General features: G+C 49.7%; 14 protein-coding genes. 10 read left to right on the top strand and 4 right to left on the bottom strand.

The annotated features are described in order from the left end of the window. Nucleotides 1–779 precede the first annotated feature (779 nt). The 3 genes from DDZ15_RS16370 (at nucleotide 780) to DDZ15_RS16360 (ending at nucleotide 3968) form a co-directional block, all read left to right on the top strand. Complete coding sequence (locus tag DDZ15_RS16370; RefSeq protein ID WP_242979073.1) at nucleotides 780–2303, top strand: acyl-CoA dehydrogenase family protein; 1524 nt, start codon at nucleotides 780–782, stop codon at nucleotides 2301–2303. A 110-nt stretch (nucleotides 2304–2413) separates the two neighbouring features. Then, nucleotides 2414–3100, top strand: coding sequence for an SIR2 family NAD-dependent protein deacylase (locus DDZ15_RS16365; protein WP_109648203.1), 687 nt, complete (start codon nucleotides 2414–2416; stop codon nucleotides 3098–3100). A 10-nt stretch (nucleotides 3101–3110) separates the two neighbouring features. After that, the gene (locus DDZ15_RS16360) at nucleotides 3111–3968 is read left to right on the top strand and encodes an SGNH/GDSL hydrolase family protein (protein WP_109648202.1); all 858 of its coding nucleotides are present in this window, start codon (nucleotides 3111–3113) and stop codon (nucleotides 3966–3968) included. Nucleotides 3969–3994: 26 nt separating this feature from the next. On the opposite strand, the gene DDZ15_RS16355 is transcribed toward DDZ15_RS16360, so the two are convergent. Beyond that, complete coding sequence (locus DDZ15_RS16355) at nucleotides 3995–4660, bottom strand: hypothetical protein (protein ID WP_109648201.1); 666 nt, start codon at nucleotides 4658–4660, stop codon at nucleotides 3995–3997. Nucleotides 4661–4730: 70 nt separating this feature from the next. After that, complete coding sequence (locus DDZ15_RS16350; RefSeq protein ID WP_109648200.1) at nucleotides 4731–5429, bottom strand: SDR family NAD(P)-dependent oxidoreductase; 699 nt, start codon at nucleotides 5427–5429, stop codon at nucleotides 4731–4733. Nucleotides 5430–5605: 176 nt separating this feature from the next. Here DDZ15_RS16350 and hisC point away from each other — a divergent pair, with 176 nt between their 5' ends. The 3 genes from hisC to DDZ15_RS16335 all read left to right on the top strand — a co-directional run bounded on the left by hisC (nucleotide 5606) and on the right by DDZ15_RS16335 (nucleotide 10826). Further along, on the top strand, nucleotides 5606–6745 hold the full coding sequence (hisC, locus tag DDZ15_RS16345) for a histidinol-phosphate transaminase (protein ID WP_109648199.1): 1140 nt from the start codon (nucleotides 5606–5608) through the stop codon (nucleotides 6743–6745). Continuing rightward, the gene (locus tag DDZ15_RS16340) at nucleotides 6729–8801 is read left to right on the top strand and encodes an alpha-ketoacid dehydrogenase subunit alpha/beta (protein WP_109648198.1); all 2073 of its coding nucleotides are present in this window, start codon (nucleotides 6729–6731) and stop codon (nucleotides 8799–8801) included. Before hisC ends, DDZ15_RS16340 begins: the two co-directional genes overlap by 17 nt. 150 nt (nucleotides 8802–8951) lie before the next feature. Further along, a complete protein-coding gene (locus DDZ15_RS16335; RefSeq protein WP_109648197.1) occupies nucleotides 8952–10826 on the top strand; it encodes a sensor histidine kinase in 1875 nt (624 codons plus the stop codon). Between the two features lie 285 nt (nucleotides 10827–11111). On the opposite strand, the gene DDZ15_RS16330 is transcribed toward DDZ15_RS16335, so the two are convergent. Both DDZ15_RS16330 and glpK read right to left on the bottom strand, forming a co-directional pair. Continuing rightward, nucleotides 11112–12671: a glycerol-3-phosphate dehydrogenase/oxidase gene (locus tag DDZ15_RS16330; protein WP_109648196.1), complete on the bottom strand. Its 1560-nt coding sequence runs from the start codon at nucleotides 12669–12671 to the stop codon at nucleotides 11112–11114. Nucleotides 12672–12936: 265 nt separating this feature from the next. Continuing rightward, nucleotides 12937–14439: a glycerol kinase GlpK gene (glpK, locus tag DDZ15_RS16325; RefSeq protein WP_109648195.1), complete on the bottom strand. Its 1503-nt coding sequence runs from the start codon at nucleotides 14437–14439 to the stop codon at nucleotides 12937–12939. Nucleotides 14440–14874: 435 nt separating this feature from the next. Here glpK and DDZ15_RS16315 point away from each other — a divergent pair, with 435 nt between their 5' ends. From DDZ15_RS16315 to DDZ15_RS16300, 4 genes are all read left to right on the top strand, one after another. Next, entirely contained in the window at nucleotides 14875–15069 is a 195-nt protein-coding gene (locus DDZ15_RS16315; RefSeq protein WP_109648205.1) for a type II toxin-antitoxin system VapB family antitoxin, read from the top strand. Beyond that, nucleotides 15069–15458, top strand: coding sequence for a PIN domain-containing protein (locus DDZ15_RS16310; protein ID WP_109648193.1), 390 nt, complete (start codon nucleotides 15069–15071; stop codon nucleotides 15456–15458). The genes DDZ15_RS16315 and DDZ15_RS16310 overlap by 1 nt, the downstream gene beginning before the upstream one ends. Before the next feature lie 312 nt (nucleotides 15459–15770). Next, on the top strand, nucleotides 15771–16772 hold the full coding sequence (locus DDZ15_RS16305) for an NHL repeat-containing protein (RefSeq protein ID WP_146198626.1): 1002 nt from the start codon (nucleotides 15771–15773) through the stop codon (nucleotides 16770–16772). A gap of 186 nt (nucleotides 16773–16958) precedes the next feature. Further along, entirely contained in the window at nucleotides 16959–18065 is a 1107-nt protein-coding gene (locus tag DDZ15_RS16300) for a hypothetical protein (protein WP_146198625.1), read from the top strand. The last annotated feature ends 70 nt before the right edge of the window (nucleotides 18066–18135 follow it).

Here is an 18135-nt window from a genome sequence, read left to right as displayed (position 1 = left end):
CTCCGCAGCGCCGATGGTACTGCATTCGCGGTAGAGTAGGTCGTCGCCTCATCACTTATTTTTTCCAAAAGCCTCCCTGCGCTCAGCGCACGGAGGCTTTTTTTGTTGCAGACAAACAGCCCACGTCTGCTGTGCTCATAAGCTCCTCAATGATTTACTCCCCTTAAGGGTTTCTCGCAGAGTCGCGCAGATGGGCCGCGGAGTCACGCCGCATAGCGATCCCTTCGGGGCAGATGGTCACCCTCACCCTTTTTTTATTTCCACCCGTTCCCATCCGATCCGCCCCCCGGCGGATAAGCTCCGCAGCGCCGATGGTACTTCCGCCAGCCGGCGGAGTCCGAGCAGGTCGTCGCCTCATCACTTATTTTTTCCATAAGCCTCCCTGAGCTCAGCGCCCGGAGGCTTTTTTATGTTCAGGAACCAGGGTGCACGGTACAGGGTGCAGGGCGCACGGTACAGGGTACAGGATGCACGGCGCAAGGGGCAAGGCCGCCGCCTTATCACGTATTCTTCCCAACGCTTCCCTCCCCCGGTACTGCCCAGCTAAACGGTGCCTTGCGGGCTCTCGCCCTGAATGAATTCCTTTGGTGAAGTTGATATCTGAACAGACGCATGAAGGCAAAGACCTTTATCAGGCTTGAATTCATCTGAACGATAAACAAGGAACTCCTGTACTCATGGTGGTAAGCAGACATGATTTTGCCTTCTTTTTCGTTATATTAAAGTGCATTCAATACATGTCTGTAATGATGACTCAACATTAAGAAGATCACGGAACATTGAATTTAGATATTGCTCAGTCACTAAACATCAAAAAAGATATATTGTCATTTCTAAACGACTATAAAGAGAAGCTTTCACAATTGTTTACACAGCGAAATGACGAAGATGAAATGCTTGCGACCCGCGGCATTCCACCCTACGTTTTGCGTGAAGTGCTGGAATGCAATCCGCTCTCAACATTTATTCCCTCGGAGTATAAGGGGCGCGGTGCCGTAACCAGCGAAGCTCTCTCTATGCTCGAAACCACCTCCTATCAGTCTCTGCCCCTGTCGCTCATGATGGGTATTAACGGGGCTCTTTTTCTGCAGCCGGTGGCCAATTATGGGCAGGATGAGATGAAATCCACGGTATTCAAGAGGTTTTTGGCCAAAAAAAATATGGGCGGTCTCATGATCACAGAGCCCGATTTCGGTTCCGACGCACTGCGTATGCAAACCGGATTCAAACAAGATGAATCAGGCGACTACCATATAAATGGTTTAAAGCATTGGGCAGGATTGACAGGATGGGCCGATTATTGGCTCATTACAGCACGTGGAATTGATAAAAACGGTGAGCTTGGGCGTGATATTGGTTTTTTCGTACACGACAGCTCAAACGGCGGTATTGAAGTACAGGAATATTATAAAAACCTGGGGCTCTATATGCTGCCATATGGAAAAAATGAAGTCAACATTACTGTTCCCGAAACTTATCGCCTGGAGCCGAAGACCACCGGTGTCACTATGATGCTTGATATACTGCATCGAAGCAGACTGCAGTTCCCGGGCATGAGTACAGGACATTTAAAACGTATGCTGGATGAAGCAATCGATCACTGTAAAGAGCGCGTGGTGGGTGGATCCAGTCTGTTTAATTATGACCAGGTAAAGGAACGCCTTGCCAGACTGCAATCTTACTTCACGGTAAGTTCAGCCATGAGCTACTTTACCAGTACGAATGTTCCGCTTGAGAAAAACACATCCAGAATGGATGTTGAGGCAAACTCTATTAAATCGGTTGTAACGGACTATATGCACGAAGCATCACAGTCATTGCTGCAGCTGGTAGGAGCGAAAGGGTACCGTCTCGATCATATTGCAGGGCGTGCAATGGTCGATAGCCGCCCATTCCAGATTTTTGAAGGTTCAAACGATATCCTCTATCAGCAGATATCAGAATCTGTACTTAAACTGATGAGAAAATCGAAGGAGAGCAACCTCTACAAATTCTTGAAAGAATACAGCCTTACGGAAAATGCAGCCGACTATTTTAAGGACACTCTGAATTTTGAGATTGCCTATAAGCTTCCCCAGCGAAAACTCGTTGAACTTGGCCGCGCTATCGGCCGCCTGGTATCAATGGAAATGACGATCAAACTCGGCGAGACCGGATTTAACAGTGAAATGATATCAAGCAGCCTGAAAGTCATACGTGCTGAAATTCAGTCCAGCCTGAGTTCATTGACATACAATGAAAATCCCGCCGTAATTGACGGATATGGTGATGACAGTGCCTGGCTGAAGTTTGTGAAAGCCTAAACCGGCTGATCAATGCCATTATGGTATGAGAAGGTTGTCAATCTCAGAATTCACTGCAAATTCTGTAATTACCAGCAAGCGATAAATTATTTAAAAAATATCCAGGGAGCATGTCCAACGTCGTTGTTCTGTCGGGAGCAGGAGTGAGCGCAGAGAGCGGACTGGCAACTTTCAGGGATTCCGGAGGTTTGTGGGAAGGCTATGATGTTCAAGAGGTCGCATCCATACGCGGATGGAATCTCAATAAAGAGAAAGTTCTGGATTTCTACAATATGAGGCGCAAGCAGGCAGCAGGTGTCCGTCCCAACAAGGCACATAAAGCTATCGCCGAACTTGAATCAAAGTTTGATGTTACCGTAGTTACGCAGAATGTAGATGACCTTCACGAGAAGGCGGGGTCTTCATCCGTTGTTCATCTGCACGGTATGCTGAAACAGGCACGCAGTGAAAAAGATGAGAGTATCATTGTTGATATTGGCAGCAACCCAATCAATCCGGGTGATAAAGCTCCAGACGGTTCTCAGCTTCGTCCCAATGTCGTCTGGTTCGGTGAGCCGGTACCCATGATGGAAACGGCCGCTAAAATTGTTGGAAAAGCAGATATCTTCATCGTGATTGGAACATCCTTATCAGTTTATCCGGCGGCATCGCTGGTAAGCTACACCCGGAAGGGGATACCCAAATTCATCGTAGATCCCTCCACGCCCGAGCTCTACTCTTTTGACGGATGGACGCATATCCGGAAGAAAGGCGAAGAGGGGATGAGCGAACTCAAAAAACAATTAATGAATCAGTAATGAGAATCGAATGACCCAAAAAGCGGATAAAAAAGAAAAGGAAGCACTGGAAAAGTACTTGCTTCAGTTTTTAAATCTCGAGAAACAGTTTCCACTCTTGCCAGGCATCACAAATCAATCAGCTGTGGCAGAACTAATGGGCCTGGAAACTTCAGAGCTTGAGAAATTGAGAGGCATGTTCCGGCAAAATGCAAAGGAAGCAGCTCTTGAGCTTTTGAGAGAAGATGATATTACGGATTGGGTTGACGAACTGCCTTTTCAAAAAGATGATACTATCGTTGCACTGGGTGATTCTGCCACAGATGATCTGCAGGGTTGGTTTTCCATTTTCGAACATATCCTGAATATTACTGTACCTGAGGCAGAGTTTACGTTTATCAATGCAGGCATCACCGGCAATACCACCTCAGAGGCGCTTCGCAGAATGCACCGCGATGTGCTGAGCCATGACCCGGATTGGGTGTTTGTGCAGCTGGGGCTTTTTGATGCCATTCGTCTTACTTTTCTACCGGGCCGGACACTTTTGCCCCTGTCTGAAACCTGGGAAAATCTGGCATCCATTCAGGATGCCATCAAAACCGTAACGGACAACCCGCCCGTATGGATCTCGCCCGCTCCCGTTATACCGGGGCTGCTGGATGAAATGGAGCTATTCGATTTTGAAATTGATGAGAAAGATTTGTCCCAAATCCGACAGATCCTGCTTGGTAAGCCCGGGTTTATTGTAGATCCCCTCGGGAAACGCATGGGTTCACCCCCGGAAGCGTGGTACTACCTGAGTGATGGAATAAATCCCTCCCTTTCGGGCCATGTAAATACGGTGAGGGAGCTGATTAAGACACTGGCGACTGCAGAAGTGAAAGAATAGATTTTGTCATTGAATATCCGTCTGCGTCAGAAAGAAGTTCGCAGAGATATTACATTGATGACGGGCTCAATATTCATGGAGAGAGCATTTGGTGAAATCACCGTCTGCTGATGCAGGGTTGGCTGTGCAATGCCGATCTCCGTGGTACCCGTATTGATTTGAAACAGCGATGATCGGTTAAGCAGCGCAGAAGCCATGAAATCGCGGTTTTTTTCGGCCAGCACAAAACTGTCGATAAGTCCAAATCCAAATCCTGTCCATGCACCTATTCCGGAACCCAGGCGCAGCCCTTCAACAACCGGACTGTTGGAAATAAGCGTGACAGCGGAACCAAGGATTGCCCCTCCTGCAGCTCCATAAAATGTGTCAAGCAGTATAATAACGGTCGAGTTTCTCCCGTCATTGAACACCCCTGAGATGAAAAATTCCTGTCCGGCGGGGAGTGTTGCCACATCATAAAGCGCTATCGCAAATCCGCCCAATACACCCGACCCGATTCCAATCCGAAGCGGAGAGATGTCCTTGTCGTTATTGAGCGCCATGGTTGCTGCTCCAAGTATGGTACCGGTAAGGGTTCCATTCAGTACATTGCCACCTGCCAGCTGAATCTTGGGTGATTGTGCAAAGCTCTTCTCAGTTATAAAACCGCTGCAAAGTAAAAAAAAGGCAAAAACTGAAATAAGTCTTTTCATTCCGCTTAATATGAATGGGGTTTGGGGATGGCTCAAATTTACCAAATGAATCAGATCTTTCCATATGAAGCTAACCCGGATTGCCAAGGGTTACCGGCAGAATCTGTCCGTTGTAAAAACGATTGCCGTTCAGGCAGAAGTCACCGATAAAAGGGCCCATTTCGGAAGGTTCTACGGGTGCGTTGAATCCCGGAAAAGCCTCTTCGAGCATCTTGGTTTGAACAGCGCCCAGGCATAGTGTATTGCAGGCGATATTCATTTCGCTCAATTCAGCAGCCAGGCACTCGCTTAAAATGGAGAGCGCTCCCTTGGACGCGCTGTAGGCAGACAACCCCGGGAACTTGCTGCTGCCCTGAAATCCGCCCATACTGCTAATGCAGACGATATGTCCGCTTGAGTTAAAATGCGGCAGAATGTCCCGTGTTATTCTGAATGGTGCAAGAGCATTCACTTCAAATTGACGCTCCAGGTCTGCATTGTTTTGCTCTGAAAACGGCTTATTGATCAGAAGTCCCGCATTGTGAATCAGAATATCTGCTTTGACGGAATGCTCGCTCAGAAAGTCTGCTACAACAGAACCGGCATCCGGCGTGGTGATATCAATAGGTAAGATCCGAATTTGCTCAGGTACGTGTGAGCGAAGGTTTTCCAGTAAATCTTCTGATCTGGAAATAGCAGTGACCCGGTGTCCTTTCTCGGCGAGAAAAAGGGCTGTTTCAAACCCAATCCCCTTACTGGCTCCGGTGATAACAATCTCTTTTATGGGCATAGCTGTTTATTTTAAATTCCTTTTAATTCGATGCTGATCACTTTATTTTACGACTCTGTTTTGAAACTGGTAGCGCTTTTTTCGTTTCTTTAGGCTGCATATTTTGTAAAACACAGTAGTACCTGAAAGATGCTTTTAACGGTTTCAAATTATGAAATAAAGAAAATCATGACGGCATGAACATTTCTGAGATAGTTCCTGAGAATATAAAGAAACTGAAACCGTATGTTGCCGGAAAAACGATTGCTGAAGTACGCAACGAATATCATCCCGACTCCATTTCAAAGCTTGCCTCGAATGAAAACAGGCTGGGCTGCAGTCCGGCTGTTAAACCTGCGGTGATTGATGCGCTTGAATCCATACAGGACTATCCGGATCCTATTGCAGAAAAGCTGAGAACCGCAATCGCGGAACAAAACCACGTGAAACCGGAGGAGATACTGCTGGCTGCAGGTTCTGAAAGCATTATTTCCATCCTTTGCAGAACGTTTTTTAAAAACGGCGACAATGCCGTCACATCCAATGTAACCTTTGTAGGCTTCTTTGTACAGACCGGCGTTCGGGGTATTGAGCTTAAAAAAGTGCCTGTAACAACCGGTTACGGTTTTGATGTGGATGCGATGCTGAACGCAATCGATTCACAAACCAAAATGGTGTACCTGGCCAACCCCAATAATCCCACAGGTACCATCCTTGCCGCTGAAGAATACAGAAAACTGGTTGACGGCATTCCGGATAATGTACTGCTGATAGCCGATGAAGCGTACTATGAGTATGCGAAAGGGTATCCGGACTTTCTGCCGGCCATGGAGTACCGAAAGGAAAACGTGGTGATTCTCCGCACGTTTTCAAAAGCATATGGATTGGCCGGATTACGGATTGGTTATGCAATAGCGCATCCGGATGTGATCCGGGAGATGATCAAGGCAAAACTGACCTTTGAGCCCACGGCGGCGGCGCAGGCAGCTGCTCTTGCCGCATACGGGGATTTCGATTTTTTAAGAAAAAGTGTTGAACTGGTGGAGAAGGGCAAAGAAGATCTCTACGGGTTTTTTGATATGAACGATGTGGAATACGTTCGATCGGTATCAAACTCTGTGATGATGATTCTTGATTCAGAGCGGGAGGCGGTTGATTTTACACAGGGAATGTTGAAAAAGGGTGTTATTTTGCGCCGGATCAATGCCTTTGGTTTGCCAAACTGTGTGAGGATTACCATTGGCAGAGAGAGTGAAATGGATCATTTTAAAAACAGCTTTAAGAAGGTGTACGGCCCAAAAAAAGGAAGTTTATTAGAGAATGAGCAAAAAAAGTAAAAGCGGTCAGATCAATATAAACTGGAAACAAGCAGCCGATTTGATGCTGCTGTCGCGCGCTATAGACGACCTGGAAGAGAGTGAACTGGTACCCGCAAAAAAGATTCTTTATCAGTTCTCCGCACGCGGACATGAGCTGGCTCAGATCCTGCTGGGTATGCACCTCAACGATCCAAACGATGCAGCCAGTGCATACTACAGGTCGCGTCCGCTGATGCTCACTTTGGGGCTTACTCCGGAAGACGCCCTTGCGTCCGGTATGGCAAAGTCAGGCGGCTACAGCGACGGACGCGATATCGGAGTGGTATGCAACCGTCCCGACCGTGACGGGGTGAAGGTGCTGCCCATGGCCGGGGATGTAGGCTCGCAGTACACGCCGGCTGCCGGCTGGGCTCAGGCCATTGAATACCGGAAGAACGTACTAGAACAGGATGAGTATTCGGAAGCCATTTCCGTGATCCTGGGCGGTGACGGTTCTGTGGCAACCAATGGGTTCTGGTCGTGCCTCACCATGGCGACTACGATGAATTTGCCCGTTCTGTTTTTTATAGAGGATAACGGCTACGGCATTTCAGTCAGCAGCGAATTCCAGACTCCGGGAGCCAATATTGCCAACAACCTCTACTCTTTCAAAAACCTCCGCATTTTTGACGGCGACGGTACCGACCCGGAGGAAGCTGCAAAGCTGATCGGACAGTCGGTACAGTACGTACGCGGCAGAAAAGGACCGGCTCTTATCCGCCTGACAGTACCGCGCCTGAACGGGCACTCTTACCAGGATAACCAATCATACAAGGAGGAATCAGAAATTGAGGAAGAGCAACAAAACGACCCGCTAAACAAGCTAAAATCGTTTTTGGTACCTGATACGGTTTCCGAAGAGGAGTGGGAGGAGATGGCGGAGAAGAATCGCAAAACGGCACGCAAGGCCTCTGAGGACGCATGGAATCGATCCGATCCCGAAAAGGAAAACATAAAAAAGTATGTCTTTTTTGAGGATACCGGAGAACTTCAGCTGATTGGGGGGCTGTTGCCGGAAGGGGTCGAAACGCCGAAGGGATCGGAAGAACCGGTTTCGGAAAAACAACGCATCAATATTGTGGAAGGAGTTCGCAGAACCCTCGATAAAGAGCTGGAGCTGAACGATAGACTGGTCGTTTTCGGTGAGGATGTAGGTGCAAAAGGCGGCGTGCATGCGGCAACAATGGGCCTTCAAACCTCATACGGAGACCAGCGAGTGTTTGATACCAGCCTCTCAGAGGAGGGGATTATCGGGCGGGCGGTAGGAATGGCCTATGCGGGATTGATGCCTGTTGCCGAGATTCAGTTTCGCAAGTATGCCGATCCCGCAACCGAGCAGATCAAAAATACGGGCACCACGCGATGGCGCACTGCCAACCGCTTTGCCGCTCCCATGGTGGTTCGGATGCCGGGCGGTTTTGCAAAGTGCGGGGATCCGTGGCACAGTGAATCGAATGAGGTCTTTTTTGCACACATCGTTGGCTGGCAGATCGCCTATCCATCAAACGCGGAAGATGCGGTTGGTTTACTGAGATCAGCCATGCGTAGCAATAATCCGACCATCTTTTTTGAACACCGAAACCTGCTCGACTCCAAATATGCGCGCAAGCCGTACCCGGGTGATGAGTTTATAGTGCCTTTCGGGAAAGCCCGAAAACTGCGTGAGGGTGATGAGCTGACCATCATCACATGGGGTGCCATGTGCGAACGATGCGAGCAGGCGGCCGAAGAGACGGGTGTTTCAGCCGATATCATCGACCTTCGGACCATTATTCCGTGGGACCGTGAGATGGTCTATGAGTCAGTTAGCAAGACCAACAAGTGTCTTATTGTGCATGAAGATACCCGAACGGCAGGGTTCGGTTCGGAAATATCGTCCGACATCTCCGACACGCAGTTCCGCCACCTGGATGCACCCGTTCAGAGGCTGACGATGCCCGATATCCCGATGCCTTATAATGTGGGCCTGATGAATCACGTGTTGCCTTCCGTTGAGAAGATATCGAATAAAATAGGAGAGATTCTTTCGTATTAACCGAAGCCAAAATGCCTGCCGTCTGATACATTTTTGAGCTTCTAAAGGGGTGAATATGCCTCTTATACCCCTTAAAAACACTTTAAAGGCTAAAATATCAGATTAGCAGACAGATGTATCCGAAAGTTTGTACATTCAGCCTAGTGACTGTTGGTTAATCGGGGAGAGAAAGGAAATATCAATATCATCGACTCCATGAGAATCGGTACAAAATTACTCCTGAGCTTTCTGACCGTAGCTCTTCTTGTGCTCATTACAGGCGGGTTGTCGTACTACCTCAGCAATGAGATCAAGAACGATCTGATCAGGGAAAGCAGCAGTACCGCCGTACAGCTCCAGAAGCTCACTGAGATGTCTGTGCAGCTTCAGAATTCACTTCTCTACACGAGAAACTACCTCACAGAGAGGGGCAAGCAGCGGGCCGGTGATCAATCCCTTTCTGTTGCGGCACAAATACGGCAGTCGGAAGAGATCGCCATTCACAGCCTGAACAACTTTGAAAGTGAGCTCAGGGAGCTTTCCTCAGAAGGAATAGATACCTCGCGTACAGACAGTGGTGAAATCGGAATGCAGCAGGAGATTATCAGCCTGACCGACTCGCTTCAGCAGTCGTTTTCCTATTACGATACTCTGATAAGAGAAATGTTCGATCTGGAAAGAGAGGCATCTTTCGGAGATGAGATGTTCAATGTTACCATAGAACCCTATTTCAGGAATACACTTCTTCCGATACTGCTTCAGCTCAGATCGGCGTACTACGAGCGGGTAGACCTTCAGCTCGATAACCTGCAGGAGGTTGCGGCAACCACGGTACGGAACATCGTTTTTTATTCTGCGCTGGCTTTTATTATAGCACTTTTGCTCGCCCTGCTTGTTTACAGATCTATATCCAGGCCTATTAAAAAGCTTACCATCACTGCCAAAGAGCTGGGAGACGGAGACCTGTCGAGGAGAATTGAGCTGACAACAAAGGATGAGCTGGCTAATTTGGCCGACACATTCAACAAGATGGCTGAAAATCTGAGTCAAAGCATGGTTTCGCGATCCTATGTGAACAATATCATCCAGTCGATGGGTGAGATGCTGATTGTAACCGATCGTGAAGGGAATATCAAAATGGTGAACAGAGCCGTTGGTGAAAAACTCGGCTTTGATCCGGAAGAGCTCACGGGTGACAGTTTCTGGCATCTGCTGGCAGGAGAAGAGAGGGAAGCTATCAAAGAGAATGTTACCACGAACCGTAAATCGGGCGGTCCGATAGAAACGAGATTTGTGTCGCGTCGCGGAGACATTATTCCTGTAAACCTTTCATACACCTTTCTTACCAATCAGATGGAAGAGGAGAGCTGCATTTATGTAGCCAGTGATATTTCCATGCAAAAAGAGGCGGAAGAGAAAATCAGTGAGTCGCTGAAAGAGAAAAACGTTCTCCTGGCTGAAATTCATCATCGGGTGAAGAATAATCTGGCCGTGATTTCAGGGCTGATCGAGATGCAGGTATGGAATGTGGAGGATGAAGAGATACGCAGCGTGCTTCGCGACAGTCAGCTTCGGATACAGTCGATAGCCCTTGTCCATGAAAAGCTCTATCAAACCGATAATTTTGCCGATATCCAGGTCTCCGAATATATTAAGGAGCTGGTTTATGGGATTGCCGATTCGTTCAGTGATCCGGATAAAGAGATTAAAAACACGTTTCAGTGTGAGAATGTGAGCATGAATATCAACCAGGCCATACCATTCTCGTTGCTTCTCAATGAGGGAGTGGTGAACGCCTATAAACATGCATTTGTAGGACTCAGCGAAGGTGAGCTGAATGTTTCACTTCGTCAGCAGGATAATACAATCTTTCTGACCATTACTGACGACGGAGTAGGTATCGCGGAAGAGGGGTATATGCCTCCGAATCCGTCTCTTGGAATGAAACTGATCGAAACACTGTCGCATCAGCTTGACGGAGAGTATAAGCTGAAACCGGGTCCGGACGGTGGTACAATTTTTGAAGTGACGTTTCCTGCGGCATAGCTTCAGAGTATGTGAGGCCAGGGGTTTTGGCAGTCTAGTTATGGGCAACAACGAAGTATCTGTCGTAATTTTTTAATTCGATTCAACTCCAAGCGCCGCAGGTACGGTAGATATCTGTGGAGGTTGCTACCAAGTAACGCAATCTTATGTGGTACGGGGACTACATGATCCGTGCCGATGGCACTCTCTACTTGTGTTGACCTTGTTTTCCCCGGAATAAATTCCGGGGTTAGAGCTGACACCACCATTATCAAAGTGCCGTAGGAACGGCCCATATCCCTGGCTTTACTTCAGGATATAGGCATCGGCCAGGGCTTCATACTCTTTCACCTGCTGCGCGATCCAGTCGCCGTTCTGCTCCATCTCGCCGGCCATCAGCTCGGCCACTTCCCGGGCGGCATCCACGCTTGCCTGTGCATCCAGAAGCAGTGCACGCGTGCGGCGGGAGAGCACATCTTCCACGGTCATGGCCATCTCATTTCGAACACCCCAGATCACCTCTGCCTTAAGGTAGGGGAGACGTTCATGCAGCTTCTCTCCCAGTTCCGGCTTCTCCTTGATCAGTTTTTCAATCTCCACACGGTCTGATCCGTAGTGGTACAGAGGGTCTTCCTTGTCTACGTTCTTCAGCCATCCATGGATACGCAGGTTTTCGGTGACGCATTCCTGCACATTCAGTCCGGCTACCGTTGCGGCCTGATCGATGGTGTCCTGGGCCATTTTCCGGTAGGTGGTCCATTTGCCTCCGGTGATGGTGACCAGTCCGGATTTGGATACGATCAGCGTATGATCGCGGGAGAGGGAGGCGGTGTCTTTTCCGTCGCCCGCTTTTACCAGCGGACGCAGTCCCGCAAACACGCTTCGAACATCTTTCCGGGTTGGATTTCCGGTGAGGTACTGCGTGGCGTGCTTCAGTATAAAATCAATTTCCTCTTCCATGGCTTTCGGCTCCAGATCCGGATCGTCAACCGGCGTATCCGTGGTGCCTACCACGATTTTGCCGTTCCATGGAACCGCAAAAAGCACGCGTCCGTCATCGGTGTGTGGAACCATGATGGCCGACTCGCCCGGCGAAAACTCCTTGTCGATCACCAGGTGAACGCCCTGGCTGGGGGCGATCATCGTTCTGGCTTCCTGATCGTCCATCTTCAGTACGTTGTCGGTAAAGACGCCGGTGGCGTTGACCACAACCCGTGCATTCAGCTCAAACTCATCCCCGGTCAGCTGATCCCTGACGGCCACACCGTCCACCATGTTGTTGGATTTGATCAGCCCGGTCACTTTTGCATAGTTCACCAGCAGCGCTCCGTGTTCCGCCGCCGTCTGGGCCAGGTTCACGGCCATGCGGGAGTCATCGAACTGCCCGTCATAATAGATCACCCCGCCGCGCAGACCTTCCTGCTCCAGCGTGGGCAGATGCTTTATGGTCTCCTTGAGGGAGAGATTCTTTGACGGACCCAGCCCCAGCTTGCCGGCGAGCATGTCGTACACTTTCATTCCCACGCCGTAAAACGGCCCTTCCCACCAGTCGTAGTTGGGTACGATGAACGATTGATTCCGCACCAGGTGAGGGGCGTTCTGGATAAGCAGTCCGCGCTCTCGCAGGGCTTCCAGTACGAGCGTAACATTGCCCTGCTGCAGATATCGAACCCCGCCGTGCACCAGCTTGGTGGACCGGCTTGACGTTCCCTTGGCAAAGTCGTGCTGCTCCAGCAGAAGCGTGCTGTAGCCCCGGCTGGCCGAATCCACGGCCGCACCCAGGCCCGTTGCGCCCCCTCCAATGATAATCACGTCAAAATATCCGGGTTTGTTCTTTGCCTGGTCGAGCATTCGTTGTCGTTGCATGAAATTGGATTGTTGGTGGTGGTTAGTGGTTGATTGTTGGGAGCTGTCAGCTATCAGGCATCAGCTGTCAGCTTGTAGGTTGTTAGTGGTCCGTTGTCAGTTGTCAGTTGTTTGCCCCGAAAGGATCGCTATGCGGGAATTTGGAATTTGTTATTTGGATTTTGGGCTTTCAAAGCTAGTGTGGCTTTAAACTTAATTCCTCCGCGTACTTTCGTCTTTGTGCCTGCCCTCCGTAGTATTTCTTTACACGCAGGAGGGGTGAACCCTATCTTTCCCCGGACCATGCTTTGGCGGCTTTGAGTGCGCGGTCCCAGCCGGCGATCAGGTCTTCGGCATGGCTGCGATCCATCTCTGCTTCAAATTTGCGGTCCACCTGCCACTGATCATTGATCTCCTCATGGTCTTTCCAGTAGCCGACGGCCAGTCCGGCCAGGTAGGCGGCGCCGAGTGCGGTGGTTTCCAGGGTCTTGGGACGAATCACGGGTGACTGCAGAATATCCGACTGAAACTGCATCAGCAGGTTATTGGCAGTTGCGCCCCCGTCCACACGCAGTTCCTGAATATCGATCCCGGAGTCGGCCTCCATCGCTTTCAGCACATCCATCACCTGGTAGGCGATGCCCTCGAGGGCGGCCCGTGCGATGTGGCCGGAGTTGGATCCTCGTGTGAGGCCAACCATGGTGCCGCGTGCGTGCTGGTCCCAATGCGGGGCGCCCAGGCCCGCGAAGGCCGGTACGAGATACACACCGTCATTGTCATCCACCGATGCGGCCAGCTTTTCCACGTCGGCCGATTTGCGGATAATGCCCAGTTCATCGCGAAGCCACTGCACCACGGCTCCCGCGATGAAAATGCTTCCTTCCAGGGCGTAGGTCACCTTGCCGTCCACCTGCCAGCCGATCGTGGTGAGCAGGTTGTTCTCAGATTTGATGGTTTTTTCACCGGTATTCATAATCATAAAGCAGCCGGTGCCGTAGGTGTTCTTCACCATGCCTTTTTCGATACAGCGCTGACCAAACAGGGCGGCCTGCTGATCACCCGCAATGCCCGCAATGGGCACTTTTGAGGCGAAAATCGTGGTCTTGGTTTCTCCGTATACCTCGCTCGACTGCTTTACGTCCGGCAGCAGGCTTTCGGGGATATCAAACAGCTCCAGCAGTTCCTGGTCCCACTCCAGGTCGTGGATGTTGTAAATCATGGTGCGGGAAGCGTTGGTCACGTCGGTGATGTGGTGCTCGCCCCGGGTAAAATTCCAGATGATCCATGTGTCCATGGTGCCAAAAGCCAGCTCGCCCTTTTCGGCTCGTTCACGAACGCCCTCCACGTTATCCAGAATCCATTTGATCTTGGTGGCGGAGAAATAGGAGTCGAGAATCAGCCCGGTTTTCTGCTGGACCTTTTCGATCAGTCCGTCCTGCTTTTTCAGCTTGTCGCAGTAGTCGGAAGTACGGCGATCCTGCCAGACAATGGCGTGGTAGACAGGCTTGCCCGTCTTGCGGTCCCAGATCAGGGTGGTTTCGCGCTGGTTGGTAATGCCGATGGCGGCGATGTTGGTGCCGTTGAGTCCCGCTCCGGTAATCGCCTCGGCAGCCACCCCGGCCTGGGTGCTCCAGATCTCGTTGCCGTCATGTTCCACCCATCCTGCCTTCGGGTAGTGCTGTTTGAACTCTTTCTGGGCAACGTTGACAATGCTTCCCTTTTTGTCGAATACGATTGCCCGTGAGCTGGTGGTTCCCTGGTCGAGGGCGAGGATGTACTGGTCGGCCATGTGCAGGATCGGTTTGAATGGTTAGTCGTTATTTCTATTTAAATAAAAAAGAATTTGGGATTCTTCGTTCAGGAAGTCAAATAATGTGGTAAATAAGAGGTGTTGCACCGCGGAGGCACGGAGAGCGCGGAGGGGGGAATGCCACGGAGGGCACGGAGAAGAGAAATAATCAACCGCGCAACTGAGTAACCGCACAATGATCAAGTGTGGATTCATAAAAAAAAGCTGATGGCTGACAGCTGTATGCTTGAAACAGACCGGCGGTCGTCACCGCGTGCACAGCGCCTCCTCCGCGGCCGCTGCGGTTGATTTATCAGTTCTTTAAATCTGTATAAAGAGCTTTTTTTCACCAAAAGGTGAGGGCTTGATAGGTTGACTTTCAGCATTGCAAAACGTAAAATGCATGTATAATCATGCATGAATACATACTTTTATATGAGAACCACATTGGACATACCCAAGAAATTAATGGACGAAGCCATGAAGGCAACGGGTGCAAAAACGAAGAGCCAGTTGATCAAGGATGCACTTCAGGCTGAAATTGACCGCGTTAAACGGAAACGGCTGATTGCCAGGAAGGGAACCGTGGACCTGGATATTGACCTGGATACCCTCAGAGACCGGAGCTGATGTCAAGGTACAGGGTGCTGGTCGACAGCTCGGTATGGATTGAGTATTTCAAGTCCGGCGGATTCGATAAGCTGGACCGTCTAATTGTGGAAGACCTGGCGTGCATCAATGAACTGATCCTGACCGAACTGGCTCCGGCGTTGCTGCTAAAAATCGAAACAGAACTTCTTGAGGGGTTGCAGGCCATAGAGATGATTCCGCTAAACGTTGACTGGGACATTGTTCGCGGCTACCAGCTGATGAATTTGAAAAACGGGATCAATAAAGTCGGGATACCGGATCTGATCATTTTGCAGCAGGTTATCGATGAAAAAATCACCCTGTTCAGCCTCGATAAGCATTTTAAGCTGATGCAGGGTCAGCTGAATTTCGATTTGATATCAGAATGATTTCACCGCCAAGGCGCGGAGCACGCGGAGGGGAGGAATGTTCAACCGCACAACCGATCAATGCTCAATGTTCAGGTATAAAGTCGAAAAAGCTGACGGCGGATAGCTGAAAGCTGATTGCCTAAGAAAACCGAAATGAAGTGGGTAAATGTTGATTTTATAACGGGAATCCCTACATTGTCTGGGCGGTAAGATGAGCAGAAACAGGAATGAGGGATTAAAATAATGCAAGGATTGAATCTTTGGGCTTTATGTTTGTTAACCGCAGTGGCGGCAGGATTGCTATCCTGCACTGGAGGGGATGCGGAAAGTGTGTCAGATAAGAGTGCCCCCGTTGCGCTAGAGCAGATCAATCGCTGGAGTATTGAAGCCCCGGACCTGATTCCCAATCCGTCGGTTGCCGGCGTGCTCCTGGATGGCAGCCTAGTAATACTCGACCGCTCGCTGAATACGATCAACCACTTTGACTCGGAGGGGAATCACCTGGAAACGCGTGGTGGCAGGGGACGCGGACCGGGTGAGTACCAGAACATGATTGCGATTGATATTCACCCGGACGGGAGAGTTGCCGTTGCCGATCTCAACAGCGCCAGGGTTTCCATTTCATCTCTGTTCAGTGAAGAAGAAACCACCTTTCCCTATGAAACAGGCTGGAATCCACAGGTTCACTTGACCGGCAGTGGGCTTGTAATTTTAAACCATCCCTTCTCCATGATGACAACCGATCCCGGTGATATCCTGATGCGTATTTATGATTCCGAAACCCGGGAGACAGAGGAGTTTTACCAGATGGAGCTGGAGATGGAGAATCCCCCCTTTGAACAGATCTCCTGTACCTTTTGTGACTTCCAATTTACCGATGAGCTGGCGTTTTATACCGCTCCCCGCGATACCTCCTACCGGGTTTTCAGGGTGGATCCGGATACCGGCGAAGAGCTGCTGTTTACGCGCAGAGGGCTGCCGCCCGTTCCCTACAGCCAGGAGGAGAAAGAGCAGCTTCGGGAAGGCCGGGAGCGGGCCATGCAGGTGACCGGAATGGAGCCGGGTGAGTATGAACCTCCGGAGTTTAAAAGGAGATTCTTTGATTTTTTCCCTGATGGCGAGGGTCGCCTATGGGTGGTGCGGCATACAGAAGCAGGTGAAGCGCTCAAGATTGATCTGTTTTCACCCGAGGCTGAGTACCTGGGGAGCCTGGATGCCCCGGAAAACATGAGATCCATCCGCTATGCCGGCAATGGAAGGCTATTCGTGCAGTTCAACAACGACAATCCCGACCGCTGGGAGGGAGGGGTTTATCGGGTGGTGAAACTATGATGAAATCCGGGATCTTACACCTAACAGCATGTACGCTGGATGTCGATTCAGTACTTTGGATTGTTGACACAGGATAGCATGATTAACAGGCAGTAGAGATTCATAATGACTTGCAGGGATAAATATGGCTTAGAATTCCAGTGTATTAAAAGTTTTATGAATGAGAATCGGATTTGGTACATCCATTTGAAGAATAAACTGAAACACCTGATGTTCATCGCTCTTTTAAGCTGCTTATGGTTTGGCTGCAATGAGGTATCAGACCGTTATGCGCCTGTCTATGAGTTTTTTCCTGAAGCAGAATTAAGCCATGTTCTGATAGAAGAGCAGAAGATAATCGAGGTTAGGATTGACCCGGTAGATTCTTCCGGTGTGATTCAAACGTTGGATACCATGGCTGGCGGCGATTTTTTAATCCATATAGGTGATTCCCTGGTCACCGTCTATAATGGCAGACAATCGATCCTGATCCTGGATACAGAAACCGGGCAAACTCTTGGTCAATACACGTTCACCGGCCGTGGACCGGGCGAATACCAGCGAATCGATCAGCTGCTATATTCAAACGGGTATTTCTTGATCGTGGATGCGAGCCTGGGCAAGGTGATCCGGTTCGACAGCCGGTTTCAGTTCCTTGAGGAATATGAGATCAGGGATATGTTTCCGCAAAGCGGTTTTGCATACCGGCACCCGCTTTTCTTCTATCCGGTAAACAGTGATCCGGATTATTTGATAAAGAAGCTCTTCCTGAACAATCCAGACGTCAATCCCGGTTTTCACAAGCGCATCATATCCATTGGTAAGCAACCAAGCGGGTACAACAGGGTATTGATGGATGTAAATGGGCAGGGCGATCTCCTTGTGACTGCCATTCAAATGCCGCTATTATTCATGTATGGGTCAGATACTTCAGTCGATCGTTTAATCCGGCTTCACTATTCCGAATTCGAAATGGAAGAAGAACAGGTTGAGTTTGATCAGGGAGTGGGTCAGCGTGTCCTGGTGAATCCACCACCTGTTGAAATTGAAACCGATCAGGTGATAAGAGGCCGAAATTTAATTTCAGGCCTTCTTTACAGGGATGATGAAGTAATGCTCATACACTCGGGAATGATCACCCTGTTGAGGACAGACGGTAATGAATTTCATCATGTGAAAAGCATTCGGGTTTTTGATCAAGATGGAGAACCGTTTTACCCGATGTATATGGCGTGGATTGATGATGACATTTATCTGTCCAGTAAGTTCAGGGATTATATCGTTCGCTTAGATCCAAGTAGTCTTTACCGCTGAGACGCGGAGAGCGCGGAGGGAGAAGGTTGCCACAGAAGGCACGGGGGGGGAATGTTCAACCGCACAACCG

The sequence above is a fragment of the Rhodohalobacter mucosus genome (assembly GCF_003150675.1).
Taxonomy (GTDB): Bacteria; Bacteroidota; Rhodothermia; order Balneolales; family Balneolaceae; genus Rhodohalobacter; species Rhodohalobacter mucosus.
The sequence above is the reverse complement of the archived record's forward strand: the minus strand, read 5'-3'. Positions and strand labels throughout refer to the sequence as shown.

Bases quoted from the DNA above. Each gene is read 5' to 3' on its own strand.
- DDZ15_RS16365 (WP_109648203.1), top strand. From the start codon at position 2,414: ATGTCCAACGTCGTTGTTCTGTCGGGAGCAGGAGTGAGCGCAGAGAGC.
- DDZ15_RS16360 (WP_109648202.1), top strand. From the start codon at position 3,111: ATGACCCAAAAAGCGGATAAAAAAGAAAAGGAAGCACTGGAAAAGTAC.
- DDZ15_RS16355 (WP_109648201.1), bottom strand. From the start codon at position 4,660: ATGAAAAGACTTATTTCAGTTTTTGCCTTTTTTTTACTTTGCAGCGGT.
- DDZ15_RS16350 (WP_109648200.1), bottom strand. From the start codon at position 5,429: ATGCCCATAAAAGAGATTGTTATCACCGGAGCCAGTAAGGGGATTGGG.
- hisC (WP_109648199.1), top strand. From the start codon at position 5,606: ATGAACATTTCTGAGATAGTTCCTGAGAATATAAAGAAACTGAAACCG.
- DDZ15_RS16340 (WP_109648198.1), top strand. From the start codon at position 6,729: ATGAGCAAAAAAAGTAAAAGCGGTCAGATCAATATAAACTGGAAACAA.
- DDZ15_RS16330 (WP_109648196.1), bottom strand. From the start codon at position 12,671: ATGCAACGACAACGAATGCTCGACCAGGCAAAGAACAAACCCGGATAT.
- glpK (WP_109648195.1), bottom strand. From the start codon at position 14,439: ATGGCCGACCAGTACATCCTCGCCCTCGACCAGGGAACCACCAGCTCA.
- DDZ15_RS16315 (WP_109648205.1), top strand. From the start codon at position 14,875: ATGAGAACCACATTGGACATACCCAAGAAATTAATGGACGAAGCCATG.
- DDZ15_RS16310 (WP_109648193.1), top strand. From the start codon at position 15,069: ATGTCAAGGTACAGGGTGCTGGTCGACAGCTCGGTATGGATTGAGTAT.